Source organism: Candidatus Hydrogenedentota bacterium (assembly GCA_016791475.1).
GTDB lineage: Bacteria > Hydrogenedentota > Hydrogenedentia > Hydrogenedentales > JAEUWI01 > JAEUWI01.
Window position 1 is genome coordinate 1 of the sequence record JAEUWI010000085.1, and the last position, 22941, is coordinate 22941.

Below are 22941 nucleotides of genomic sequence, written 5' to 3' on the forward strand. Positions count from 1 at the left end.
AGAAAATATCGGACGCCGTGGATGCACTCAAAATACTGGCCACCGCACAGGCTGCACCAAACTGGGGATAGCTCAGGTCTAGAATGGTGAATTGAGCATAGTGAATTACGGATCGAAAGGCGCCCGTTGGCTACTGTCTCCCTCCGCATTCTGTTAGAATCGCGGCAGTGAACCAAGAAGGATGGTCAGCATGATTCGATTTCTACTTGCGGTGCTGTTGAGTGCGGCTGTGGCCTGTACGGCCCAGGCCCAGAAGGGAAAGCGCGCCGCGGCCCCCGGAATACTGGAGTCCAACCCGGCGCCGGCTGCGGAAACGCCCGCGACGGAGGCGGCGCCCGGCATCGTGGACAGCGTGCCCGAACTGGAGGCCGCACCGGCGGTGCCGGAAATCGCGCAGCAGGCGGATCCCCTGGGCTTTGCCCTGGCCAACATGACCCTGCAGCAAAAAGTGGCCCAACTGATGGTGGTGACCATGTCGGGCTCCCACACGCCCAATCCTCCGGACCTGGCCTACCTGAAGGCCTACACACCCGGCGCGGCGATCATTCCGAAGGTCCTGAAACCGGCTTTCGCGGCGGTGTATGTGGCCAAATTGCGCGGCGTGCAGCAGATCTCCGGTGTGCCCCTCTGGGTCGGCACCAATCTCTATCGCCTGACCCGCGTGGAGCGGGATGAATTAAGCGAGTTCATCCAGCTCCCTTCTCCCCTTTCCCTGGCGGCGGCGAACGACCCGTCGACGACGACGGCGCTGGCGGAGCTTATGGCGGACCATCTTTCCGCAATGGGGTTCAATCTGCATCTGGGGCCTTCGCTGGAGTTGGCGCCGACGCTTTCCTCGGCCGAGGGCACGGTGTACAGCCTGGGCAGCGATGTGGAATTTATCGGCAATACCTACACGATCTTCCGGAAAGTCTTCGACGAGTACGGTATCGTGACGGTTCCGCTGGGCTTTCCCGGCGGCGGCACGAACCGTCAAAAGAAATCGTCGGCAGTATTGCTGACGCCCTCTACGCTGCTCAAAGAGAAAGACCTCGTTCCGTACATCCGAGCGATCGAGGCCAAGGCCCCGCTGATTCACGTGGGCAACACCCTGGTGCCCACGCTCGACCCCGCGAGCCCGCCGGCCTGCGTTTCCGAGGCGGTACTGAGCGGATTGCTCCGCAAGGAACTGGGCTACGAGGGCATCATCCTGGCGGGCCCCATGGATTCCCAGGACGTGGCGGGGATCCTCGATCCGGCGGAGGCGGCCATTCGCGCGCTGAAGAACGGCGCGGACATGATCTACTGGAACGGCGCGGGCAACACGGAAATGCGCGCGGTGGACAATATTGTGCTGGCGGTTGCGGAGAAGCGCCTGGAGGAATCCCGGATTGACGAAGCGCTGAAGCGGGTGTTGGAGTACAAGTTCGCCACCCTGCTCTCACAGGTGGCGGGCAGCGAACGAAAATCGGCGGGACTGGACAAGCAGAAGCAACTGGCCAAACGGGTTCAGGCGATTGAAAACCAGGCGATCACTGTCGTCCAGAACCGGGGCGGCATCCTGCCGCTGAGCAAGAACGCCTCCATGCCGGTGGGGGTGACGGGCACGGTGGGCGTGGAAATATTGACCAAAGGCCTGGAAGAACATTTCAAGCCCATATCCCAGCAGCTCATCACGACCGCGCGGCACATCGGCGAGATTGGTGATTTCGAGATCGAGCGGATCACCAGCCACATCCGGGGTATCCGCACGGTGGTGTGCATCTTCACCGACACGGACCGCCCGGAAGGGCAGGTGCGGCTGGTGCGCGCCCTGCAGGAGAAAGGCGCCAGGGTGGTTGTGGTGTTGCTGGGCTATCCGAGCAACCTGCCCCACCTGGCCGAGGCGGAGGCCGTGGTGCTCGCCTATTGCGACCCGGCAAAGTACGAAGTGACGATATCCGCCATGGGCAATATCCTTGCCGGGGTTGCGCCCATCGGCTTTCGCGATGTGGGCCGCGATATCAGCGTCAAATCCGGAGAGGCCCGCACCTTCAACGTGCATGATCTCATCCTCAGTCCGGCCGGCCGCCTGCCGGTCACGCTTTCCGAGCGCTTCCCCGTGGGTGCTTCCGCGCCCTACAACACACAGGAACTGCTGAAAAAAGTGCAGTGGGACTTCGGCGACGGCACGAAATCGAAAGACGCGCGGGTCGAACACACCTACACGGAACCGGGCCGGCACGCCGTCTCCCTGGCGCTCACCACGAAGTCGGGCGAGTCGGCGAACTACACCTTCCACGTGGTGGTGGATGGGGTACAATAGGCTCACGATTGAGATCGTCGTTGGCGCGCAAATGGTGACCTGGTGGATGAACCGAGAGACCTGTTCCTGTGATGTATGCTGACTTGAGAGCCCTTCTCAACCCTGAAAGCTTCCTGCGGGCCGCGGCGGTCGCCGTGGCGTTGCTCTGGCCGGTGGACCGCGTCGGGGCCGCGCCGCCCGCGGACCACACCACCTATATCGTGACGCTGCCGGGGGCCGATTATGGCACGATACTCCGCACGGAGGATGCGGGTGGCGTGATCGATCATTTCGACGGGGGCGACGTGCGCGCCTATGTGCACCACAGCCACTGGCGGGATTTCCTCAATGCGGGAATCCCCCACCGCATACTCGCCATACAGCCCGATGCCGACAAACAACTGGACGGCTATCCGAGCTATGTGGAACTGGGCGAGACCCTGGCCGCGGCTGTGGAAGCGCACCCCGGAATCTCGCGGCTGATCTCCCTCGGGCAGTCGGTGCAGGGGCGGGAACTGTGGGCCATCCAGATATCCGATCAGCCCGGCGTGGAAGAGGACGAACCGGAATTCGCGTATATTTCGACCATGCACGGCGATGAAAAGGTGGGCACGGTGCTCTGCCTGAATTTCCTGGAGATGCTGCTCGACGGCTATGGCGCCGACGAAACCATCACGGCCTGGATCGACGATACGGAGATCTGGCTCGTTCCCCTGATGAATCCCGACGGTTATGAAATGGGCATCCGCTGGAACGCGAATGATGAGGATTTGAATCGCGTCTTCCCCGAGTATCCCAACCAGTTCAGCGGCACCCTGCTCACCGAGGCCATGTCGACCGCCGGGCGCCAGCCGGAAGTGGCCCACGTGATGAACTGGAGCGCTGAGCGGAGCCTCTCCCTCCTGGCGAACTTCCACGGAGGCGCGCTGGTGATCAATTACCCCTATGACTTCATTCCCGGCGTGCCCAGCGGCAGCGACGCGCCCACGCCGGACGACGCGCTCATGCGCGATATCTCCGCCGACTACGCGGCAACCAACCCGGCCCTGCTCTCCAGCGTATCCTTCCCCGGCGGCATCAGCAATGGATCCGCCTGGTACAGCGTGACCGGAGGGATGCAGGACTGGCATTACCGCTTTACGGGCGCGATCGACATCACGATGGAGATATCGAGTCTGAAGACGCCCGCCGCCCGCACGCTGCTTTCATTCTGGGAGGACAACCGGGATTCCATGACGACCTATCTGGCCTGGGTGCGCCGGGGACTTCGCGGCGTGGTGACGGATAGCGTGACCGGCGCGCCCCTGCCGGCGACCGTGCGCGTGGACGACAATCCCCAGCCGGTGTTCACGGATCCCGAGGTCGGGGATTACCACCGCCTGCTAAAGGCGGGAAGTTACGCGATCACGGTTGAGGCTCCGGGCTATATCCCCTACGCGGCCGGCCCCGCGCTGGTGGGCGAAGGCGAGGCCACGCGCCTGGACGTGGCGCTGTCGCAGGGCGACGTGAACGGCGATGGAAGCATCGACGCGGTGGATCTGCAGGCCGCAATCAACGCCCTCCTCGGCATCGCGCCCGACGCGCGTGCAGATGTCGACGGCGGCGGGGTTTCGTCTACGGATGTTCAGCGTCTGGTGAATCGGCTTCTGGGACGTCCTTGATCCGAATCCCTGGGTCTGTACTGACGCCGTTGACCGGAAACTCCACATAGAGTTGCGCAATCACATCGTCCGTGGGACAGGTAAACTGGCAGGCCGTGATGAGGTGATAGTCGGAATCGTCCGAACTGCGGCGCCACACGAGCAACTTGTAGCCCAGGGGAAAGAGCCAGCGAAACAGCCCGCCGAAGCTCAGTTCGCCCGCGAGCTCCCGTAGTTCGCCGTCTTCGAAGGTGATCAGCACGCGCCCGCCCTCCACCAGCAGCGACGCCGATCGTTTCAGCACCTCGTCCAGCGCGATGCCGTGAGAAAGCGGCCGCGACCAGAGCACCGCGTCGTAGGGCGGTTCAGGCGCAGCGATGCCTTCCGCGAGCAGGCCCGCCGCATCGTAGGATTTCCCCCGTTGTTCGAGCAGTTCCGATGTCAGGGCCACGGCGGCGACGTGCTCCACGCCCCGACGCCGCAGGGCGACGCGGCTGGTGTCCAGGCCCATACCCACGTCCAGGAGGCGGCGCGTGCCAAAGGGCACGAATTCGGCCACGCGCTTGCCCGGCTTAAAGCGAGCGACGGGGCGTGTCCCGAGGTCGGGCATGTACTCCCGGAGGAGCGCCAGCATTTCGCTTACGCGGTGGGAATAGGTGTGCTTCTCCAGCACCTCCCGGCGACCCTCCGCGCCGATTTCCGCGGCCCACTCGGGGTTGTCGAGGCAGCGTTGCACCTGCGCCACCAGGTCATCGTCCGTATAGGTGATGAGGTGCCTGCCCTCTTCGAAGAGCTCGAAGAGCCCATTGGCCTCCGCCTCGCGGTTCGTGATCAGGGGTTTCCCGGTGGCCAGCGCTTCGAAGACGCGCATGTTGACGTCTTTGGCGATACTCGCGTTGAAAATAAGGCGGGTCTGGCTGTAGGCCTCGGCCATCTCTTCGCAACCCAGGCCAAAGGTGAAGCCCAGGTTGAAGTGCTCTTCGAGCACCTTGAGCCGGGCGACGCGCTGGCGGTTGACCATGAAGTGGGTGCTGCCCACGAATCCGATATCGAACTTCGCCTCGCCTTTGGCCGCGTAGTGGAAGCGCGGATCGCAGCCCAGGGGCAGCCAGAAAGCGCGGCAGCACCCGGCCCGGCGCATGTACTTCACCATGCCCTTCTGGGCGACAAAAACAAAGTCATACTGGTGAGCGTGAACGAACTCCCGGGGATCGTGCCACGTGTCGATGGAAAGATAGGCCGTGGGGCAACCCAGTTCGGTGATCCCGGTGACAATCCCCGCGCCCGATTGAATTACAACCACCAGGTCGGGATTCCATCCTTCGGGAAGCAGTTCCAGCAGGTTCACCGCGTCCAGATCGTCGCTGATGATATCGTTCCGGACGATGTATTTCTCCACCGCCTCCCAGTCGGGAAAATCGTGGTTCTCCCGTTTAGCCGCCGCGCCGATACTGATCACGTCGCACTGTTCCCGAAAAGCGTTCAGGAAGTAGCAGGGCCAACTGAGAAGACTTTCCCGGGCCAGAATGCAGACGCGTAGTTTCATGGCGGGTGTGCGGCGTTGCGCCGCTCCTATCCTTCCTTGGTCCAGATCATGCGGTCAATCAGGGGCATGTACTCCGACCAGGCCTGGTTCTTGTCGCGCGACTCGTGGGCGATTCGGGAGTAGGCCGCGGCCTGGGCGTCCAGATTGTCGATGTGGTGGAGGATGATCGCTTCGAGGGTTTTCGGAACGACGGGCGAGCCATACTGGAGCTCGCCATGATGAGAAAGAATGCAGTGAATGATCTGAAGGCGCAGATTCTCGGGGAATCCTTCGATCCCATTGATCCGGGCATTGGCCATGTCGGCGCCCATCTGCACGTGGCCGATCAGGCGGCCCGGCGTGGTGTATTCCACGCACAGATCGTGGGTCATCTCGTCCAGCTTGCCCAGGTCATGCAGGAATATCCCGGCCAGTAGCACATCGCGGTCGACATCGGCATAGAGCTCGCACATGGTTTCGGCGATGCGACACATCTCATAGGTGTGGCGCACCAGGCCGCCCCGGTATTCATGGTGCCACTTCTTGGCGGCGGCGGCGGCGGTGAATCGGGCGATAAAGTCCGCGTCCGCCCAGAAGCTCTGAAGCAGTTGCTGAATCCACGGGTTCCGGAGGGAATCCAGGATACCGCGCAGGGCGGCAAGATCGTTCTGGGTGTCGTCGGGCGTGTAGACGAGGTCGGCCACATCGTACTCGCCGTCGCGCAGGGGCAGCACGCGCTCCACCTGAAGCTGGAGACGGCCCTGGTAGGAATTTACTTTGCCTTTGACATTGACCACGTCCCCCACTTTGAACTGGCGCGATACGTCCGCGGCATTGTTCCACAGGATGCCCCCGATTTCGCCGGTTCGATCCTTGAATACCATGCCCAGGAATTTGCCGCCATCCTGCTTGGCGCGCAGGTCGTTTCGGGTGGCGATGAAGATGTCGTTTACGACATCGCCCTCCTGAAGGGCATTTACATATTGATTCTTCATTGGGTTCTCCATGGCGCGTCACGGTGGCGGCCGGCCGCCGCGGCTCCGCCTGCCCCGTGAACGACGGGCGATCGGTGTTACTCGGTTGTGGCGCTTTCCGCCGCGGGCAACTCAGTCTCGAGCGCCTCTTCTGTGACTTCCATTTCTTCTTCGGGGGTCTCTTCTTCCGCCGGACCGGACTGCGACTCATCCCCTTCCGCGGGCTCCGGGGGCGCGTTGGGATCGACAATCTGCAGCAAATAGGCCGAGGGCTCTGTTCCGGGGTCGCCATCCAGAGCGCCCCAGTGAACGGCATAGCGCCCCGGTCCCAACTCTACGGAGGGGCTGATCCGCCAGAGCTGCTGCTCCGGCTCGTCGATGGCGACCACTTGAACGGGGAGCCGGACCGAAGCGGCCCAGATGGTTTCGGTGCGGCTTTCCGCGCCCTCTTTGGGCTTCTCATCGGCAGCTGGCGCTTCGAAGCCTTCCCGCAGCACCGTCACCTCTTCGAGGCGGCTCAACTGCCAGTCGTAGGTGGCCATGCGGTGGCTGATGATCATGGAGGGCGCCGCGGTGAGCTTCAACTCGGGCGCGAGCCTGGTACCAAAAACGGGGGTCTTGTTTTCACGAAGGTAGCGCTCGGGCGACACGCGGGTGAAGGAATCGTAGCGGAGACCCTCCATGGCGTATACGCCCTTGGCCGAGGGCAGGGGCCACAGTTGCACGGGCGGCGCCTCCAGGGTCCTGCCGTCGCCGGTGGTGATGTTCTGGCGGACCGTCGTGAAGCCGGTCTTAAAATAGGCCAGCTCCCACGTGCCCGGTGGAACGGAGAGGGTGTTGGGGCGCTTCCCGAATATACCGTTGCCGTTGCTGACGCCGAAAGCCCCGAGTTGCTCGACGCGGACCGAAACCCCCGGAAGGGGCTCTCCCTGAATGTTGTATACCAGACCCTGAACGCCCACCTTCGGAGAGCAACCCGCGAGCAGCACGGCAAGAATCCACAGCCGGGCGTGGGCGCTCCAGGAGAACACCGGCCACGCCGGGGAGACATTCCTAAATCTTAACCCACTACTCATTTGCCTGCATTTCTACCGTATTGGACTAATCTACCGCTCGAAGGGCCGATCGGACATCGCCGGGCGCCCGACTCAATAAACATGAACGCGCATGTAGGCCGCGTTCAGTCGGGCGCTCTCCAATGGATCCCGCATGGACTCATCTTGTTCCACGATCAACCACTGTACTCCGGTATCGCCCGCAACCTTGAAGACAGGCGCGAATCGCGTCGCCCCGTTTCCCAGTTCCGTTGGAACCGGGGCCTCTCCCGCCACCCGCATCTTCACATCCTTGACGTGAATCAGGGGAACCCGGCCCGCGTGGACCTTGAGGAGGGCCACGGGATCGACGCCCGCATAGTGCGCCCAGCCGACATCGAGCTGGACCAGCAGGCTTTCCGGTGCGGCCGTTTCAAAAATCAGATCGAAGAAGGTCTTCCCTTCCTCGGTTTCGAATTCATGGGTGTGGTTGTGGTAGCACAGGGAAATCCCCGCCGCGCGAAAACGCGCGCCAAAAAACGCCATCGCCGCCGCGCGGGCCCGCCAGTCTTCCGCGGTGCGATTCTCTTCCGGGCTGAGCCACGGAATCACCGCCCACTGAACGCCCAGCGTCCGGCACTCGCCAATTACCTCGTCCACATCCGCCGCGCAGCGCTCATAGGCCACGTGGGCCGAGATCGCGTGCAGCCCCGCGTCGGCGAGCGATGCCGCAAACTGTGCCGCCGAATGGCCGTGCAGTCCCGCCGTTTCCACGTGATCGTAGCCGATGGCCTTGACGCGCTGGAGTGTGGCGTTTAAATCCGTCTCCAGGGGGCCGCGGACGGAGTAGAGTTGCAGGGCAAAGGGCAGCTTGGCCATGGGTCAGGCTCTCCAGAATTCGGGAACGGGTGTACCGCTCCCGGAAGGGGCCGGTTCACGTCGTATTCTATACGAGGGTTCGGCAAGATACAAACGGGCTCCGCAACCGGCCCGGCGCCCGGTGGTGGCCCCGACACCGCCGGGGCGGCGCCGAACACAAAAAGGGAGCAGCGCAACATCGCGCTGCTCCCGAGGGGTCATTGGGGTCACCCGAGGGCGAATCAGTCGTCGCTGTACTCGCCAAGTCCGACGAGCTCGATGCGGGCCATGGGGGCCGCATCACCGACGCGGTTGCCCAGGCGGAGGATCCGGGTGTAACCACCGGGACGCTCGGCGAAGGCCGGGCCGATCGTGTTGAAGAGCTTCGACACGGCCTCATTGTCGCGCAGCTTGGCGAAAGCGCGGCGGCGATTGGCCACCGTGTCCACCTTGGCGAGGGTGATGATCGGCTCGGCGAAGATCCGGAGCTCCTTGGCCTTAAGGTGGCCGGTCTCGATCGCGTTGTGGTGGAAAAGTGCAACAGCCAGGCTCTTCAACGTGGCCTTGCGGTGGGACATGTCCCGACCGAGGCGCCGGCCTGCTTTACGATGGCGCATGATTATTCATCCTCATCAGTATCGGTTTCGGAGACCGGCGCCGGTATGCTTACGGCGGCAGCGGCGGATCCGACATTCATTCCAAGGGACATGCCCATCGAGTCGAGAAGGGCCTTAATTTCATCGAGTGACTTCTTGCCGAAGTTGTGGAACTGGAGCATCTCGCTCTCTTCACGGGCAACCAGATCGCCGATGGTGCGGATGTTCGCGGCCTTGAGGCAGTTCGCGGCGCGCACGCTCAACTCCAGCTCATCCACCGTGCGGGAGAGGGTGCGCACCAGCTCGGGATCTTCCGGGCTGTCGCCGCCGCCGTGCTCGTCGCCTTCCTGTTCCTGCTTCACGAAGATGCGCAGGTGGTTGATCAGGAGCGTCGCCGCCTCTTCCAGTGCGCCTTCGGGGGTAATGGATCCATTGGTCCAGATGTCCAGCAGCAGGCGATCATAGTCGGTGGTCTGGCCTACGCGGGCGTCTTCCACCTGGAAATTGACCTTCTTCACCGGCGAAAAATTCGCGTCCAGGTAAATCGTGTCGATCGGGGCGTGTTCCAGCTCGAAGTGCTCGGCGGTCAAATAGCCGCGACCGCGGGCGACTTTAATCTCCATCTCCAGCTTGGTGGACTTGGAGGTGGAAGTCAGAATTACGTGTTCGGGGTTAAACACTTTAATCAGGGGCTGATCCTTGAAGATCTCGCCGACGGTAATCTCGCCTTCGCCGCTGTAGCTGAACGTAAAGATCAGCGGCTCCTCGCGGTCCAGCAGGATATCGCACTTCTTCAGGTTCAACACGGCCTCGGTCACGTCTTCCCGGCATCCGGGAATGGCGGAGAACTCGTTGCTGATGCCTTCGATACGGATCGCGGTCACGGCCGTACCCTGCAGCGAAGCGAGCAGGACGCGGCGCAGGGAATTCCCCACGGTGGTGCCGTACCCGCGCTCGAAAGGTTCCACTGTTATGCGTGAGTACTTTCCGCTCGTATCATCGTCGATCTTTACGTATCTGGGAATCGTAAATTCTTTTGCTATCATCTATCCACGCCTTTCAGGACTCACGCTTGTAAACAGCCCCGGCATACGCCAACGCCAAGGTGCCACGGTCAATACCCAAAGCAGACTACGCGCCGGATTAGACGCGGCGCCGCTTCGGAGGACGGCACCCGTTGTGGGGAACGCGGGTCACGTCTTTGATCAGGGAGACGGCCAGCCCGGCCGCCTGGATGGCGCGGATGGCGGACTCGCGACCGGCGCCGGGGCCGTTCACATAGACGCGCACTTCCTTGAGGCCCAGTTCCAGCGCCTTCTGGCTCGCCTGTTCGGCGCTCAACTGAGCGGCGAAGGCCGTGCTCTTGCGGGAACCGGAAAAGCCCACCTGCCCGGCGCTCGACCAGGCAATGACGTTGCCCTGCGGGTCGGTGATGGACACAATGGTATTGTTGAAAGTCGCCTGGATATGTGCGACGCCCGAAGTAGCGCTCAGCGTGATACGGCGCTTCTTGTTCTTGGACTTACGTTTTTCTTTCGCCACGTGACGGTGCCTCCTTTGGCATCAAGGTTGACTGGCAGTCGTATTATTTCTTCTTAACGGCCATTTTGCGCGGGCCCTTGCGGGTACGGGCGTTGGTGCTCGTCCGCTGGCCGCGAACGGGCAGGCCCTTCTTGTGGCGCTGGCCGCGGTAGCAGTTGATTTCCATGAGGCGCTTGATATTGGCGGAAATCTCGCGGCGGAGGTCGCCTTCCACCTTGACGGTCGCCTGGATCGTCGACGAAAGCAGGTTCACTTCCTCGTCGGTCAGATCGCGGACGCGCGTGTCCGGGCTGATGCCGGTCTTCTCAAGAAGCTGGCGGGCACGCGTCAAGCCGATACCATAAATCGACTGCAACCCGGCCTCTACCCGCTTCTCACGGGGAAGGTCTATGCCTACAATTCGAGCCATCTCTGTATATCTCCTAATTAACGCTGTACGGCTGGGGGGGCCGCGCCAGATTAGCCCTGGCGCTGTTTATGCTTCGGGTTCTCACAGATGACCCGGACCCGGCCGTGACGCCGGATGATCTTGCATTTCTCGCAAATCTTTTTTACTGAACTGCGCACTTTCATCTTCATTCTCCTTGGGGCGCGCACACGAAGTGCTACGGCCGCCTGACTACGACGCCTTCTGTTGTCCCCAGATGTTTATCTTGGAATCCGACAATATCTCGCCGCCACCTTCCCGCACCACGATGCTATGCTCGAAATGCGCACTCGGCTTGCCATCCGCGGTCACCGCGGTCCAGCCGTCTTTCAATACCTTGACCTTCTCGGTGCCCAGGTTCACCATGGGCTCTATCGCGAGCACCATGCCCGCCTTCAACCGGGGACCCTTTTGGCCCGTGTCAAAATTCGGAATCTGGGGCTCCTCGTGCATCGACGTACCGATGCCATGGCCCACGAAATCCCGGACAATACCATAGTTCATCGGGTTGCACACCGCTTCCACGGCGCGCCCGATGTCGCGCAGATAGTTGCCGGCGGCAGCGGCTTTGATAGCCTGCGCCAGCGCCTGATCCGTAGTCTCCAATAACTTCCGCCGATTCTCGTCCACCTCGCCGCAGGGCCAGGTCACGGCGGCGTCGCCGAAATAACCTTTGTACATCACACCGACGTCGATGCTGACCACCTCACCCTCGCGGATGACGCGGTCGCCGGGAATCCCGTGGACGATGACTTCGTCCACCGAAATGCACGTGGACGCCGGGTAGCCGTGGTAGCCCTTGAAGGCCGGCTTCGCACCCGCCTCCAGGATTATCTCCTCGGCCGCGACGTCCAACTCGGCCGTCGTGACACCGGGCTTTACCAGCGCGCGCAGGGAGTCGTGCACCCGCGCCACTATCTGGTTGGCCTCGCGGAGGAGGTCAATTTCCCGTTCACTACGGACCGAAATCATCGCTACATAACACAGCCCACCGGGCCGCGTCCCTTGTTGGTGGTGGAACTCCTCCCGATATCCCTTTCGGTCAAACGGCAGGTATTGTATACTAACGGACTAACAAAAGTCTCGCTCGGATTTAACTTTCAAATACCCGGAGCCCGTGGGCCCCTATCAGCCACCCCGGCGGGAGCGGATACGACCGCCGCCCTTGCCCGAGAAGCCGTCATAGTGGCGCATGGTAAGGTGCTGCTCGATCTGCTTGATCGTATCCAGCGCCACACCGACCAGAATCAGGAGGCTGGTGCCGCCGAAGAACTGCACGATGGTCCAGTCCGGAACATTCAGCACCACGTACACAATGGAGGGCAGCAGTGCGACCGCCGTCAGGAACAGCGAACCCACCAGAGTGATTCGCGTCATGACCCGGTTAAGATAGTCCGCCGTGGCTTTGCCGGGACGCACCCCCACGATCACGCCGCCGTACTTCTTCATGTTGTCCGCAAGTTCCACCGGGTTAAAGGTGATGGCGGTGTAGAAGAAGGAGAAGAAGATAATCAGCACGGCGTAAAGCACATTGTGGATCAGATAATTCGGGCTGGCGATGTTGTTGATGATGCTGGCGATGGTCACATTCGAGATGCCCTGGCCGATCATGCCGGGAAGCATGAGCAGGGAACTCGAGAAGATAATCGGAATAACGCCGGCCTGGTTGACGCGCAGCGGCAGGTAGGAGCGCTGGCCGCCCATCACGCGACGGCCCTTGACCTGGCGCGGATACTGGACGGGGATGCGGCGCTGGCCGGTGGTGACCAGAATCGCGCCCATGACCACGACGACCATCAGGAAGACGAGCACGATGGCCACGAAGATGTTGATCTGGCCGTTGCCAATCATGCGGAACAGGTTGACGATGGCGGCGGGCATGGAGGAAATGATGCTCGCGAAGATGATGAGCGAGATGCCGTTTCCGATGCCGTGCTCGCTGATCTGCTCGCCGAGCCACATGATGAAGGCGGTGCCCGTGGTGAAGGTGATCACGCACATGAACAGGAAGCCGATGCCCGGATTGGGTACGATTTCCGCGCCCTGCCCCTGGAGAAAGAAGCCGATGGCCACACTCTGAACGAGGCAAAGCACAATGGTGCCATAGCGCGTGTATTCGGTGATCTTTTTCTGACCTTCCTGACCGCTTTTCTGGAGCGCTTCGAGGGAGGGGATCACCGGGATCAACAGGGACAGGATAATCGAAGCCGTGATGTACGGCATGATGCCCAGCGCGAACACGGTGGCGTTGGAGAAGGCCTGTCCCGTGAACATATCGTAGAAGCCCAGGATGCTGCCTCCGCCACCGATCTTCTCCGCCAAAGCGCCGCCGTCCACGCCGGGGGCGGGGATGTGGCAGCCAAGACGGTAAACCGCGAGCATGACCAGCGAAAAAATGATGCGCTGCTTCAGCTCGGGAATTCTAAAGGCATTCTTGAAAGCTTCGATAGGCTCGGACACCCTGCTACTCCTTACTCGGCCTGCGCCTGGGCGTCAGCGGCCACGGGAGCGACGGTATCAATGAGCTCGACGGTGCCGCCGGCGGCAACGATCTTCTCCTGCGCGGCCGGAGAAATGGCCTGAACCTTCAGATTCAGCTTCTTGGTCACTTCGCCGCGGCCCAGCACCTTCACGCCGCCCTTGGCCGACTTGGCCAGGCCGGCCTTCACGAGGCCTTCCGTGGTGATCTCCGCGCCGGATTCGTACGCGGCTTCGATGGTGTCCAGATTGATAATCGCGAAAGGCGATCGGCTTTCATGGTTGAAGCCGCGCTTCGGCAGGCGGCGGTGAAGCGGGGTCTGGCCGCCCTCGAAGCCCAGCGTACGGGAGTAACCGGTACGCGCCTTCGCGCCCTTGTGGCCCTTGCCGGCGGTCTTGCCCTGGCCGGAGCCCGGGCCGCGACCGATGCGCTTCCGATTCTTACGGGCGCCCGGGGTGCTCTTCAGATCATGTAATTCCATGGGATCGATTCTTTCTTCAGTGCAAGGCGCGCAAGGTGGCGCCGGCCCGGTTTATTACAGGATGTCCGCGACCTCGAGCCCGCGCATGGCGGCAATCTGCTCGGCGGTCTTGAGGGACTTCAAGCCTTCAATGGCCGCCCACACCACGTTGGTGGCGTTGTTCGAACCAAGGGACTTGGTGAGAATGTTCTGGTAGCCCGCGGCTTCCACAACGGCGCGCACGGCGCCGCCGGCCACGATGCCCGTACCCAGAGAGGCGGGCTTCATCAGCACCGCCGCCGAGTCGGACTGGCCGAGCACCTGATGGGGCACGGTCGTGTTGACAATCGGCACCCGGACCATGTCCTTGCGGGCGCGGTCGATCGCCTTGCGAATGGCATTGGGCACTTCCGTGGCCTTGCCCATCGCGGCACCGACGCGGCCATTGCCGTCGCCCACCACCACGATGGCGCTGAAGCTGAAGCGACGGCCGCCTTTAACCACCTTCGCAACGCGGTAGATCTTCACCACGTGCTCGATGAATTCGCTCTCTTTTTCCTGATTATCGCGACTGCGCTTTTCTCGTTTGTTGCCACGCTCTGTGCTCAAGAGAATGCTCCTAGAATTGAAGACCCGTTTCACGCGCTGCTTCGGCGAGGGCCTTTACACGGCCATGATAGAGAAGTCCGCCTCGGTCAAAACATACTTTGCCAACATTCTTTTCCTTGGCCTTCTCCGCCAGGGACTTGCCCACCGCCTTGGCGGCGTCGATGTTGCCGCCATTGATTTTAAGCGCCAGCGAGGACGCCGCGGCGATGGTGAGGCCGGTCGTGTCGTCGATGATCTGCGCGTAAATGTGCTTCGTCGAACGGCTCACGCGAAGGCGGGGCTGTTCCGTGGTGCCGCTGATGCGCTTGCGCACCCGGCGCTTGCGCCGTTCCAACAACACCTTGTTGTAATTCGTCTTACTGGCCATGGTATCCCTTTCGTGCAGGTCCCGGCGGGTTCACCCAACCCGGTCGCCCTGCGGAAAAGCCGTTGAATCTGTTTACTTGGAGCCGGATTTACCAACTTTGCGGCGGACTTGCTCACCCTGGTAGCGGATGCCCTTGCCTTTGTACGGCTCCGGCTTGCGGAAAGCGCGCACATCGGCGGCGACCTGGCCCACCTGCTGCTTGTCGATGCCCGCGATCTTGATGATCTGCGTGCCCTCGACCGCGAAGCTGATGCCCTGGGGCGGCGTCACGTGAATCGGATGGCTGTACCCGAGCAGCAGGTGCAGGTTCTGGCCCTGCAGCGAAGCGCGGTAACCCACGCCTTCGATCTGGAGCGTACGCTCGTAGCCCTGGGAGACCCCCAGCACCATATTGTTAATCAGCGCGCGGGTCAGGCCCTGGAAGGCGCGCACCTGGCGATCATCGGAACTGCGGCTGATGACGATCTCGCCATCCGCTATCTCAATACCGATAGACGGCTGAAATGTCTGCTCCAGCTTGCCCTTGGGGCCCGTAACGGTCAGCGTGCTGTTTTTCAGCTCGCACTTGACCCCTTCGGGTACGGGCACGGGAAGGTTACCTACTCGCGACACGACCTTATCCTTTCACATGCGGCCCCTGCGGGCCGGGAATTTTTTCTTGCACCAACCGGGGCGTACGGCCCGCGATTACCACACTTCGCAAATGACTTCGCCGCCGACTTTCGCGTTCCGCGCCTTCTTGCCCGTCATCACGCCTTCGGAAGTGCTGAGGATCGAGATGCCCAGGCCGCTGCAGACCGGCTTGATTTCCTGGCTGCCGACATAGACGCGCAAGCTCGGCTTGCTCACCCGCTTGAGGCCCTGGACGACGCTCCGGCGGTCCCGGGCGTACTTCAGGTGGATGCGGATGGAACCGGGAAGGGGCTCTGCGACGATGGTGTACTCGCTGATGTAGCCCTCTTCCTTCAGCACCCGGCAGATCTCCGCCTTGAGCTTCGAGGACGGCACGTCGACCGTTGCTTGCCGCGCCTGGGCCGCGTTGCGAACGCGGGTCAGCAGATCGGCGATGGGATCACTCATTGACATGGGTCATTCAATCCTTATTCGTCCCCGCGCGTCCCGCGCGGCGGTTCCTTACCAACTCGACTTCGTCACGCCGGGCAGCTTGCCTTCAAGCGCCAGCGTCCGGAAACAGATGCGGCAGATCTGGTACTTGCGGATAAAGGCCTTCGGCCGGCCGCAGGCGCGGCACCGGCTGTACGCCCGCACCTGGAACTTCGGCGGGCGCTTGCACTTCTCAATCATCGATTTCTTAGCCACGGTAATCTCCTGAAACGGCGCCGCTAGTTGGCGAAGGGCATGCCCAGTTTACGCAAAAGTTCACGGCTCTCATCGGCCGAATCTGTATTCTTAACCACGAAGGTCACGTTCATGCCCCGGGCGCGATCGGACTTGTCCTGATCCACCTCCGGGAAGATCGTCTGTTCGCGCAAGCCCAGCGTGTAGTTGCCGAACTTGTCGAAGGCCTTGGGCGACACCCCGCGGAAGTCGCGGATGCGCGGCATGGCGATGTTGAACAGGCGATCCATGAACTCGTACATGCGGTCGCCGCGCAGGGTGACCATGCAGGCGATCTTCGCGCCTTCGCGCAGCTTGAAATTCGAGATGGACTTCCGCGCCACGCGCACGCTGGGGTGCTGGCCCGTGATCTGGGCCAGGTCCTCCACCGCGGCGTCCAGAAGGCGCGCATCGGCGATCGCGTCGCCCACGCCCATGTTGACCACCACCTTCTCGATCTGGGGGACCTTCATCACGTTCGTGATCTTGAGCTCCTCCTGGAGCTGAACGCGAATGGTGTCTTGATACTTAATCTTGAGTGCTGACGGCATCGTATGCCACTCCTCGAATTCTTGTTTCCGCGCGGGGCGCCGGAGATTAGTCGTCCAATGTTTCGCCGTTGATTTTCCACGCCCGCACACGGGTGCCGTTTTCCAGCGTCTTCATCACGATCTTCGAGGGGCCGTTGACCGCGTCGCACCAGGGCACGACGTTCGAGATGTGGATGGGCGCTTCGCGCTCCACAATGCCGCCCGCCTGCGTGCGGCTGCCGGCCTTCGTGTGGCGCTTCATCATGTTGAGCCCCTCGACCAGCACGCGATCCTTCTTGCGCTGAACCTCGAGGACGCGTCCCCGCTGTCCGGCGTTCTTGCCGCGGATGACGAGCACAGTATCGTTCTTGCGAATATTCATGGTTCGATTCCTATACCACTTCCGGCGCCAGAGAGAGAATGCGCATGAAGCCCTTGTCGCGCAGTTCCCGGGGCACGGGCCCGAAAATTCGGGTGCCGCGCGGCTCCTTGTTGTTGTTGATCAGGACGGCCGAGTTGCTGTCGAAGCGGATCGTCGTGCCGTCGGGGCGCTGCGTGTCTCTACGGATGCGAACGACAACCGCCTTCACAACGTCGCCCTTTTTAACATTCGAATTCGGCAGGGCTTCGCGCACGCTGGCGGTGACGATGTCGCCCAATCCGGCGTAGCGGCGCTTGGAACCGCCCATGACCTGAATCACCCGAATCAATCGGGCTCCTGAATTGTCGGCGACCTTTAATCGCGAATATATTTGAATCATGCTCTCAAACCTTATTCGTGGTACGAACGTTGCGTTGACGGGATCCTGCGGGACCGGCGGACGGGCTTAATCGGCGCGCTTGACCACTTCAACCAGCCGCCAGCACTTGGTTTTGCTCAGCGGACGGGTTTCCTTGATCCGGACCAGGTCGCCGACGTTGCAGGTGTTCTCTTCGTCGTGGGCCTTGTACTTCTTCGTGGACTTCATCGCCTTCTTGTACAGGGGATGGTACTTCACCCCCTCCACCGACACGGTGATGGTCTTGTCCATCTTGGTGCTGGTGACGAAACCAACCCGCTCTTTGCGGCGGCCGCGTGTATCTTCAGTCGCGTTGGGCTCTACGCTCATGTTCAGTTCTTACCTTTCGCTTCGGCAATCTCGCGCTGTCTGAGGATGGTCTTGATCCGGGCGATGTCGCGGCGGGCAGCGCGGGCGGCCCGGACGTTTTCCACAACGCCGGTCGCGACCTGCATGCGGAAGCTGCTTACGTCGTGTTCGCGTTCTTTGATGTATTTCAACAACGTAGCGTTGTCTTTGTCTCTGAGCTCGATCGCTTTCACTCTTCGTCTCCTTGCGTACCGGGGGGCCGGGCCGCGCTTAGGCGCGCTTTACAAATTTCGTTTTGATGGGAAGCTTGTAACCGGCGCGGCTGATGGCCTCGCGGGCGAGCTCCTCGGATACGCCTTCAACTTCAAACATGATACGGCCGGGCTTGATCACCGCCACCCAGGCTTCCGGAGCGCCCTTACCTTTACCCATTCGCACTTCGGCGGGCTTCTTCGTAATCGGCTTGTCCGGAAACACGCGGATGAACACCTTGCCGCCGCGCTTGATGTGGCGCGTGATGGCGATACGGGCCGCCTCGAGCTGACGGGCCGTAATCCAGCCGTCCTGCAGGGCCTTCAGGCCGTATTCGCCGAAATCAAGATTCGTACCGCCCTTGGCGGCGCCGGTGCGGCGGCCGCGCTGTTGCTTGCGGTGTTTTACTCTCTTGGGCATCAACATGATTTATGCGCTCCTACTCTTGTTCGCTGCGTTTGCGCGGTCCGCGCCCGCCGCCGCCACCCTGGCGTTCACCACCCTGGCGCTCACCGCTCGGGCGGCGCTGTGCCTGCGCGGGAGCGGCCTGGCCCGCGGGACGTTCGCCGCCAACCGTTGTCACGCGCTCGCCGGGGAGCATGTCGCCCTGGTATATCCAGCACTTGACGCCAATGCAGCCGTAGGTCGTGTGGGCCGTGGCCACGCCGTAGTCGATGTTCGCCCGCAGGGTGTGCAAGGGAACGCTGCCTTCGGCCGTGTTCTCGGAGCGGGCAATTTCCGCGCCGTTCAAGCGGCCGGCCACTCGAAGGCGGATACCCTTGGCGCCGAGGCGCATGGTGTTCTGCACGGCCTTCTTCATGACGCGGCGGAAGGACATGCGGCGTTCGAGCTGCTGCGCGATGCTCTCGGCCACCAAGGTGGCGCAGAGCTCGGGGCTCAGAACTTCGTGAATGTTGATCATCATCTCGTGGCCGGTGAGCTGTTCCAGCTCGTAGCGGAGCTTGTCCACCTCCGCCCCGCGCTGGCCGATGACCAGGCCGGGACGGGCCGTGTAGATATGGATCTTGGTTTTACGGCCGGCGCGCTCCAGGTCAATCTTGGCGACACCGGTATGGTACAGCCGCTTCTTGACGTAGTCGCGCAGTTTCAGGTCCTCGTGAAGGAGGTCGGCATAGTTCTTGTTCTGCGCGTACCACAGCGAAGACCAATTCTGGATCACGCCGAGGCGGAACCCGTTTGGATGTACCTTTTGACCCACAGTGTGCTCCTCTACTTATCCGAGATCTGGATTTCAACGTGGCTGCTGCGCGTGCGAGTGCGGGCGGCGCGGCCGCGCGGCGCGGGCTGAAACCGATACAGCGTCCGGCCTTCATTTACCACAATACGTTTGATGATCATCTGGTCCGTGTCCACGCTCGCGTGGGCTTCCTGGGCCGCGTAGTCCGCGTTGGCGACGGCGGATTCAAGCAGTTTCAACAGCGGCTTGGCCGGATCCTTCAGCGTGTACTGGAGCACGTCCCGCACGTCGGCCACCTTGCGGCCGCGCATGAGATCCGCCACCAGGCGCACTTTGCGCGCGGACATCTGTAAATTCGAAAGTTTGGCTGTTGCTTCTGCCATTGTATATCTCCTGCGTCCCTTCACCGGGGGCGGAACCAGTTCGTTCTAAGCCTTATTTCTTGTGGCCGCGGAAAGTCCGTGTCGGCGCAAATTCGCCCAGCTTGTGGCCCACCATGTTCTCGGTGATGAACACCGGAAGGTGGCTCTTGCCGTTGTGAATCGCTATCGTCAGGCCCACCATGTCGGGGATGACCGTCGAACGCCGGGACCACGTCTTGATGACCTTGCGGTCGCCGGAGCGCTGCTGGGTGTCAACTTTCTTGAGCAGGTGCTCGTCGGCGAAGAAGCCTTTCTTGACTGAACGCGACACAATAAATCTCCTTTAGGCCAGCCTGAATCAGGCGTTGCGGCGCCTGATGATGTACTTGTTCGAACGGTGTTTCTTGGAGCGGGTCTTGTAGCCCTTGGCCGGCGTGCCCCAGGGGCTCACCGGGTGGCGACCACCCGAGGTGCGGCCTTCGCCGCCGCCGTGGGGGTGATCCACCGGGTTCATGGCCACGCCGCGAACCTTGGGACGGCGACCCAGCCAGCGCTTGCGGCCCGCCTTGCCCAGGTTGATGTTGGTGTGCTCTTCGTTGCTCACCTCGCCAACCACGGCCCGGCAGTTGCTCAACACGCGGCGCATCTCGCCCGAGGGGAGGCGCAACACCACGTAGCGGCCTTCCTTCGCCAGAAGCTGGCAGCCGTTGCCGGCGGAGCGGGCAATCTGTCCACCCTTGCCGGGGGTCAACTCCACGTTGTGCACGTTGGTACCCAGGGGCATGTTGTTCAGCGTCATGCAGTTGCCGACTTCGAAGTCGGTCTTCTCGCCGCTGTTCAGCGTCTTCCCGACCTGGAGGCCTTCGGGCGCGATGATGTACCGCTTCTCGCCGTCCGCGTAGACCAGCAGGGCGATATAGGCCGTGCGGTTGGGATCGTACTCGATCGAGGCCACGCGGGCGGGGATGCCGTCCTTGTTGCGGCGATAGTCGATAACGCGGTAGAGGCGCTTGTGCCCGCCGCCGCGCCGGCGCATGGTCACGCGGCCCAGGTTGTTGCGGCCGCCGGACTTGTGGTTCGGCTCCGTCAGGCTCTTTTCCGGCGTGGTCTTGGTTACGACGGAGAAATCGGCGACGGTCATCTCGCGCCGCGATGGCGTATAGGGTCTGAATCGCTTTACTGGCATTCCAATAACTCCGTTAGATCATTTCGATGCTGTCGCCGTCACGCAGGGTGACGATGGCTTTTTTCCAGTCGGACTTGCGGCCCGTCTTGCGGGCGCCGAGCTGGCGCTTGATCTTGCCGCTGTAGTTCATCGTATTCACGCGAACCACCTTGATGTCCGGGAAAATGGCCTCGATGGCCTCGCGGATCTGGTGCTTGTTCGCTCCGGGCGCCACGGCGAACGTGTAGTTCGGACCCTTGGACGTCTGGATCTGCGACTCTTCGGTGATGATGGGCCGCTTCACAATCTGATAGGGGGAAAGGCTGCTCATGCGAGGCGCTCCTCAAGTTTGGCCAGCGCCTCTTCCTGCACCACCACGCGGACGGCGGCGAGCACGTCGAGCGTGTTCACTTCGGCCGCCGTGCGGACGGTCATCCGGGCGATGTTGCGCGCCGAAAGCAGAAACGCGTGATCGTAGTCAGCGGTAACCAGGAGGGTCTTGCGGCCCTCGCGCGATACCTGGTCGAGCATCTCGGCAACCGGCTTGGTCTTGATGCCTTCGAAGTTCATGCCCTTCAGCACGCTGAGCCGCTCGTTGCGGGCGCGCGCGCTGAGCGCGCAGCAGAGCGCCTGGCGGCGGACCTGCTTGGACACGTCGTGGCGGTAGTTCCGCGGTACGGGACCGTGAACCGTGCCGCCGCCCCGCATCTGGGGTTCGCGGCTGCTGCCCTGACGCGCCCGGCCGGTGCCCTTCTGGCGGAAAGGCTTGGCCCCGCCGCCGCTGACATCCTTGCGGGTCTTCGTCTTGTGCGTGCCCTGGCGGCGATTCGCCTGGAGCGCCACGACCACGTCATGGACGAGGGTCTCGTTGGCCTCGGCGTTGAACACGGTGTCGCTGGCCTCAACATGGCCCTGCTCTTCACCGCGAATGTTGACAATCTTCAAGGACGCCATGATTATTTGGCTCCTTTCGTGCTGAGCTTCACGACCACCAGGCCCCCATTGGCGCCGGGTACCGGCCCGCGAAGCAGGATCAAGTTCTTTTCCGCGTCGACATCCACAATCTCGACGTTCTGGGTCGTGCGCTGCACGTTACCCATACGGCCGGGAAGGCGCTTGCCCTTGTAGACCTTCGAGGGGTCCGCACTCTGGCCGATGGAGCCGGGTGCCCGGTGGAAGTGGGAGCCGTGGCCGCCGGGGCCGCCGGCCATGCCGTGGCGCTTGATTACGCCGGCAAAGCCTTTACCCTTGCTCGTGCCGCAGATGTCGACCCGGTCGCCCGCCTTGAAAATATCATTGCGGATTTCGTCGCCGACGTTCAGGGCCGAATCGGCCGCCACGCGGAACTCTTTGAGGATGCGCTTCGGTGCCTGGCCCGCTTTCGCAAAGTGACCGGTCACCGGCTTGTTCAGCCGCGATTCCTTAACTTCGCCATAGCCAACCTGGACAGCGTCGTAGCCGTCGGAGTCCTGGGTCTTCTTCTGGATAACGGTACACGGGCCCGCCTCAACGAGCGTAACGCTAACCCAGCGCCCGTCTTCGGTGAATACCCGGGTCATGCCCAGCTTTCGCCCTAACAGTCCATTTACCATGCTTTGGTAATCCTTACACCGCCCTACGATTCAATGCGTAGGCACGCATTCGTTCGTTGGAAGCTATTGCTTGATTTCCACGTCCACGCCAGCCGGCAACACCAGTTTCATCAGCGCGTCCACGGTGGAGGCCGTGGGGTTTACGATATCCATAAGGCGCTTGTGGGTCCGGCTTTCGAACTGTTCACGGGATTTCTTGTCAATGTGGGGGCCGCGCAGCACCGTATACTTGGTCATGTCGGTCGGCAGCGGGATCGGTCCGTTCACGTCCGCACCCGTGCGCTGGGCCGCCGCGACAATTTCCTGCGCGGACTGGTCCAACAACCGGTGGTCGTAGGCCCGTAATTTAATTCTAATCTTGTGGCTGGCAGCCATTGACTGTCTCCAAGCTAACGCCCAGGCGCTGATGCCTCAGGTTCAATCTCGAAAGCTGCCCCGCCTCACGGGAGGCGGGGAGCGAATCTACTTCAATTACTTAATGATCTTGGTAACGACACCCGCACCAACGGTGCGGCCGCCTTCGCGGATAGCGAAGCGGAGCTCTTCGGTCATGGCGATGGGCGCGATAAGTTCGGCCTTGATCGTCACGTTGTCGCCGGGCATGACCATTTCCACGCCTTCGGGAAGGTCCAGCTTGCCGGT

Annotated in this window: 34 protein-coding genes; 2 read left to right on the plus strand and 32 right to left on the minus strand. The window is 62.0% G+C overall.

The genetic code is table 11. The features are described from left to right. The first annotated feature begins 190 nt into the window (after positions 1–190). Positions 191–2284, plus strand: coding sequence for a PKD domain-containing protein (locus JNK74_26645; protein MBL7649771.1), 2094 nt, complete (start codon positions 191–193; stop codon positions 2282–2284). 83 nt (positions 2285–2367) lie between these two features. Then, complete coding sequence (locus tag JNK74_26650; protein ID MBL7649772.1) at positions 2368–3924, plus strand: carboxypeptidase regulatory-like domain-containing protein; 1557 nt, start codon at positions 2368–2370, stop codon at positions 3922–3924. On the opposite strand, the gene JNK74_26655 is transcribed toward JNK74_26650, so the two are convergent. The 32 genes from JNK74_26655 to tuf form a co-directional block, all read right to left on the minus strand. Further along, positions 3878–5449, minus strand: coding sequence for a glycosyltransferase (locus tag JNK74_26655; protein MBL7649773.1), 1572 nt, complete (start codon positions 5447–5449; stop codon positions 3878–3880). The genes JNK74_26650 and JNK74_26655 overlap by 47 nt on opposite strands. Before the next feature lie 26 nt (positions 5450–5475). Beyond that, the gene (locus JNK74_26660) at positions 5476–6423 is read right to left on the minus strand and encodes an HD domain-containing protein (GenBank protein MBL7649774.1); all 948 of its coding nucleotides are present in this window, start codon (positions 6421–6423) and stop codon (positions 5476–5478) included. A 77-nt stretch (positions 6424–6500) separates the two neighbouring features. After that, positions 6501–7478: a hypothetical protein gene (locus tag JNK74_26665; GenBank protein ID MBL7649775.1), complete on the minus strand. Its 978-nt coding sequence runs from the start codon at positions 7476–7478 to the stop codon at positions 6501–6503. A 72-nt stretch (positions 7479–7550) separates the two neighbouring features. Beyond that, complete coding sequence (locus JNK74_26670) at positions 7551–8315, minus strand: sugar phosphate isomerase/epimerase (GenBank protein MBL7649776.1); 765 nt, start codon at positions 8313–8315, stop codon at positions 7551–7553. A 221-nt stretch (positions 8316–8536) separates the two neighbouring features. Beyond that, a complete protein-coding gene (gene rplQ / locus JNK74_26675; GenBank protein ID MBL7649777.1) occupies positions 8537–8911 on the minus strand; it encodes a 50S ribosomal protein L17 in 375 nt (124 codons plus the stop codon). Positions 8912–8913: 2 nt separating this feature from the next. Continuing rightward, positions 8914–9936, minus strand: coding sequence for a DNA-directed RNA polymerase subunit alpha (locus tag JNK74_26680; protein ID MBL7649778.1), 1023 nt, complete (start codon positions 9934–9936; stop codon positions 8914–8916). Between the two features lie 97 nt (positions 9937–10033). Further along, positions 10034–10432: a 30S ribosomal protein S11 gene (rpsK, locus tag JNK74_26685; protein MBL7649779.1), complete on the minus strand. Its 399-nt coding sequence runs from the start codon at positions 10430–10432 to the stop codon at positions 10034–10036. Between the two features lie 43 nt (positions 10433–10475). Beyond that, positions 10476–10841, minus strand: coding sequence for a 30S ribosomal protein S13 (rpsM, locus tag JNK74_26690; protein ID MBL7649780.1), 366 nt, complete (start codon positions 10839–10841; stop codon positions 10476–10478). 50 nt (positions 10842–10891) lie between these two features. Beyond that, complete coding sequence (gene rpmJ / locus JNK74_26695; GenBank protein ID MBL7649781.1) at positions 10892–11005, minus strand: 50S ribosomal protein L36; 114 nt, start codon at positions 11003–11005, stop codon at positions 10892–10894. Between the two features lie 46 nt (positions 11006–11051). After that, complete coding sequence (gene map / locus JNK74_26700) at positions 11052–11831, minus strand: type I methionyl aminopeptidase (GenBank protein ID MBL7649782.1); 780 nt, start codon at positions 11829–11831, stop codon at positions 11052–11054. A gap of 156 nt (positions 11832–11987) precedes the next feature. Beyond that, positions 11988–13319, minus strand: a complete 1332-nt coding sequence (secY, locus tag JNK74_26705; GenBank protein MBL7649783.1) for a preprotein translocase subunit SecY — start codon at positions 13317–13319, stop codon at positions 11988–11990. An 11-nt stretch (positions 13320–13330) separates the two neighbouring features. Continuing rightward, complete coding sequence (gene rplO / locus JNK74_26710; GenBank protein ID MBL7649784.1) at positions 13331–13819, minus strand: 50S ribosomal protein L15; 489 nt, start codon at positions 13817–13819, stop codon at positions 13331–13333. Between the two features lie 54 nt (positions 13820–13873). Next, positions 13874–14338, minus strand: coding sequence for a 30S ribosomal protein S5 (gene rpsE / locus JNK74_26715; GenBank protein ID MBL7649785.1), 465 nt, complete (start codon positions 14336–14338; stop codon positions 13874–13876). A 79-nt stretch (positions 14339–14417) separates the two neighbouring features. Next, positions 14418–14774 carry a 50S ribosomal protein L18 gene (gene rplR, locus JNK74_26720; protein MBL7649786.1) on the minus strand — a complete coding sequence of 119 codons (357 nt, stop codon included), beginning with the start codon at positions 14772–14774 and terminating at the stop codon, positions 14418–14420. A gap of 72 nt (positions 14775–14846) precedes the next feature. Continuing rightward, entirely contained in the window at positions 14847–15386 is a 540-nt protein-coding gene (gene rplF, locus JNK74_26725) for a 50S ribosomal protein L6 (protein MBL7649787.1), read from the minus strand. A 75-nt stretch (positions 15387–15461) separates the two neighbouring features. Further along, positions 15462–15860, minus strand: coding sequence for a 30S ribosomal protein S8 (rpsH, locus tag JNK74_26730; GenBank protein MBL7649788.1), 399 nt, complete (start codon positions 15858–15860; stop codon positions 15462–15464). 48 nt (positions 15861–15908) lie between these two features. Continuing rightward, positions 15909–16094, minus strand: a complete 186-nt coding sequence (locus JNK74_26735) for a type Z 30S ribosomal protein S14 (protein MBL7649789.1) — start codon at positions 16092–16094, stop codon at positions 15909–15911. Between the two features lie 23 nt (positions 16095–16117). After that, entirely contained in the window at positions 16118–16663 is a 546-nt protein-coding gene (gene rplE / locus JNK74_26740; GenBank protein MBL7649790.1) for a 50S ribosomal protein L5, read from the minus strand. Between the two features lie 46 nt (positions 16664–16709). Then, a complete protein-coding gene (locus JNK74_26745; GenBank protein MBL7649791.1) occupies positions 16710–17024 on the minus strand; it encodes a 50S ribosomal protein L24 in 315 nt (104 codons plus the stop codon). A gap of 10 nt (positions 17025–17034) precedes the next feature. After that, positions 17035–17403 (minus strand): 50S ribosomal protein L14, encoded by a 369-nt coding sequence (gene rplN, locus JNK74_26750; protein MBL7649792.1) that lies wholly within the window; start codon positions 17401–17403, stop codon positions 17035–17037. Between the two features lie 66 nt (positions 17404–17469). Further along, complete coding sequence (rpsQ, locus tag JNK74_26755; GenBank protein ID MBL7649793.1) at positions 17470–17751, minus strand: 30S ribosomal protein S17; 282 nt, start codon at positions 17749–17751, stop codon at positions 17470–17472. A gap of 2 nt (positions 17752–17753) precedes the next feature. Beyond that, a complete protein-coding gene (gene rpmC, locus JNK74_26760; protein MBL7649794.1) occupies positions 17754–17963 on the minus strand; it encodes a 50S ribosomal protein L29 in 210 nt (69 codons plus the stop codon). A gap of 37 nt (positions 17964–18000) precedes the next feature. Next, entirely contained in the window at positions 18001–18408 is a 408-nt protein-coding gene (rplP, locus tag JNK74_26765) for a 50S ribosomal protein L16 (GenBank protein ID MBL7649795.1), read from the minus strand. A gap of 13 nt (positions 18409–18421) precedes the next feature. Beyond that, complete coding sequence (rpsC, locus tag JNK74_26770) at positions 18422–19201, minus strand: 30S ribosomal protein S3 (protein ID MBL7649796.1); 780 nt, start codon at positions 19199–19201, stop codon at positions 18422–18424. Positions 19202–19212: 11 nt separating this feature from the next. Beyond that, the gene (rplV, locus tag JNK74_26775) at positions 19213–19563 is read right to left on the minus strand and encodes a 50S ribosomal protein L22 (protein ID MBL7649797.1); all 351 of its coding nucleotides are present in this window, start codon (positions 19561–19563) and stop codon (positions 19213–19215) included. Between the two features lie 52 nt (positions 19564–19615). Continuing rightward, positions 19616–19873 (minus strand): 30S ribosomal protein S19, encoded by a 258-nt coding sequence (rpsS, locus tag JNK74_26780; protein MBL7649798.1) that lies wholly within the window; start codon positions 19871–19873, stop codon positions 19616–19618. 27 nt (positions 19874–19900) lie between these two features. Continuing rightward, the gene (gene rplB / locus JNK74_26785; protein ID MBL7649799.1) at positions 19901–20728 is read right to left on the minus strand and encodes a 50S ribosomal protein L2; all 828 of its coding nucleotides are present in this window, start codon (positions 20726–20728) and stop codon (positions 19901–19903) included. 13 nt (positions 20729–20741) lie between these two features. After that, entirely contained in the window at positions 20742–21038 is a 297-nt protein-coding gene (gene rplW / locus JNK74_26790) for a 50S ribosomal protein L23 (GenBank protein ID MBL7649800.1), read from the minus strand. Next, positions 21035–21661, minus strand: coding sequence for a 50S ribosomal protein L4 (rplD, locus tag JNK74_26795; GenBank protein MBL7649801.1), 627 nt, complete (start codon positions 21659–21661; stop codon positions 21035–21037). The genes rplW and rplD overlap by 4 nt, the downstream gene beginning before the upstream one ends. Before the next feature lie 2 nt (positions 21662–21663). Beyond that, the gene (rplC, locus tag JNK74_26800; GenBank protein ID MBL7649802.1) at positions 21664–22299 is read right to left on the minus strand and encodes a 50S ribosomal protein L3; all 636 of its coding nucleotides are present in this window, start codon (positions 22297–22299) and stop codon (positions 21664–21666) included. Between the two features lie 63 nt (positions 22300–22362). Beyond that, the gene (gene rpsJ / locus JNK74_26805; GenBank protein MBL7649803.1) at positions 22363–22674 is read right to left on the minus strand and encodes a 30S ribosomal protein S10; all 312 of its coding nucleotides are present in this window, start codon (positions 22672–22674) and stop codon (positions 22363–22365) included. 96 nt (positions 22675–22770) lie between these two features. Continuing rightward, positions 22771–22941: elongation factor Tu (tuf, locus tag JNK74_26810; protein ID MBL7649804.1), on the minus strand; the 171-nt coding region annotated here is incomplete at its 5' end.

Bases quoted from the DNA above. Each gene is read 5' to 3' on its own strand.
- rplR (MBL7649786.1), bottom strand. From the start codon at position 14,774: ATGGCCAGTAAGACGAATTACAACAAGGTGTTGTTGGAACGGCGCAAG.
- JNK74_26655 (MBL7649773.1), bottom strand. From the start codon at position 5,449: ATGAAACTACGCGTCTGCATTCTGGCCCGGGAAAGTCTTCTCAGTTGG.
- rpsH (MBL7649788.1), bottom strand. From the start codon at position 15,860: ATGTCAATGAGTGATCCCATCGCCGATCTGCTGACCCGCGTTCGCAAC.
- rplO (MBL7649784.1), bottom strand. From the start codon at position 13,819: ATGGAATTACATGATCTGAAGAGCACCCCGGGCGCCCGTAAGAATCGG.
- rpsQ (MBL7649793.1), bottom strand. From the start codon at position 17,751: ATGAGCGTAGAGCCCAACGCGACTGAAGATACACGCGGCCGCCGCAAA.
- rplQ (MBL7649777.1), bottom strand. From the start codon at position 8,911: ATGCGCCATCGTAAAGCAGGCCGGCGCCTCGGTCGGGACATGTCCCAC.
- rpsJ (MBL7649803.1), bottom strand. From the start codon at position 22,674: ATGGCTGCCAGCCACAAGATTAGAATTAAATTACGGGCCTACGACCAC.
- JNK74_26670 (MBL7649776.1), bottom strand. From the start codon at position 8,315: ATGGCCAAGCTGCCCTTTGCCCTGCAACTCTACTCCGTCCGCGGCCCC.
- rpmJ (MBL7649781.1), bottom strand. From the start codon at position 11,005: ATGAAAGTGCGCAGTTCAGTAAAAAAGATTTGCGAGAAATGCAAGATC.
- JNK74_26680 (MBL7649778.1), bottom strand. From the start codon at position 9,936: ATGATAGCAAAAGAATTTACGATTCCCAGATACGTAAAGATCGACGAT.
- rplE (MBL7649790.1), bottom strand. From the start codon at position 16,663: ATGCCGTCAGCACTCAAGATTAAGTATCAAGACACCATTCGCGTTCAG.
- JNK74_26665 (MBL7649775.1), bottom strand. From the start codon at position 7,478: ATGAGTAGTGGGTTAAGATTTAGGAATGTCTCCCCGGCGTGGCCGGTG.
- rplN (MBL7649792.1), bottom strand. From the start codon at position 17,403: ATGATTCAAATATATTCGCGATTAAAGGTCGCCGACAATTCAGGAGCC.
- JNK74_26645 (MBL7649771.1), top strand. From the start codon at position 191: ATGATTCGATTTCTACTTGCGGTGCTGTTGAGTGCGGCTGTGGCCTGT.
- rplW (MBL7649800.1), bottom strand. From the start codon at position 21,038: ATGAGCAGCCTTTCCCCCTATCAGATTGTGAAGCGGCCCATCATCACC.
- JNK74_26660 (MBL7649774.1), bottom strand. From the start codon at position 6,423: ATGAAGAATCAATATGTAAATGCCCTTCAGGAGGGCGATGTCGTAAAC.
- rpsM (MBL7649780.1), bottom strand. From the start codon at position 10,841: ATGGCTCGAATTGTAGGCATAGACCTTCCCCGTGAGAAGCGGGTAGAG.
- JNK74_26745 (MBL7649791.1), bottom strand. From the start codon at position 17,024: ATGAATATTCGCAAGAACGATACTGTGCTCGTCATCCGCGGCAAGAAC.
- rplV (MBL7649797.1), bottom strand. From the start codon at position 19,563: ATGGCAGAAGCAACAGCCAAACTTTCGAATTTACAGATGTCCGCGCGC.
- rplB (MBL7649799.1), bottom strand. From the start codon at position 20,728: ATGCCAGTAAAGCGATTCAGACCCTATACGCCATCGCGGCGCGAGATG.
- rplP (MBL7649795.1), bottom strand. From the start codon at position 18,408: ATGTTGATGCCCAAGAGAGTAAAACACCGCAAGCAACAGCGCGGCCGC.
- rplC (MBL7649802.1), bottom strand. From the start codon at position 22,299: ATGGTAAATGGACTGTTAGGGCGAAAGCTGGGCATGACCCGGGTATTC.
- rplD (MBL7649801.1), bottom strand. From the start codon at position 21,661: ATGGCGTCCTTGAAGATTGTCAACATTCGCGGTGAAGAGCAGGGCCAT.
- map (MBL7649782.1), bottom strand. From the start codon at position 11,831: ATGATTTCGGTCCGTAGTGAACGGGAAATTGACCTCCTCCGCGAGGCC.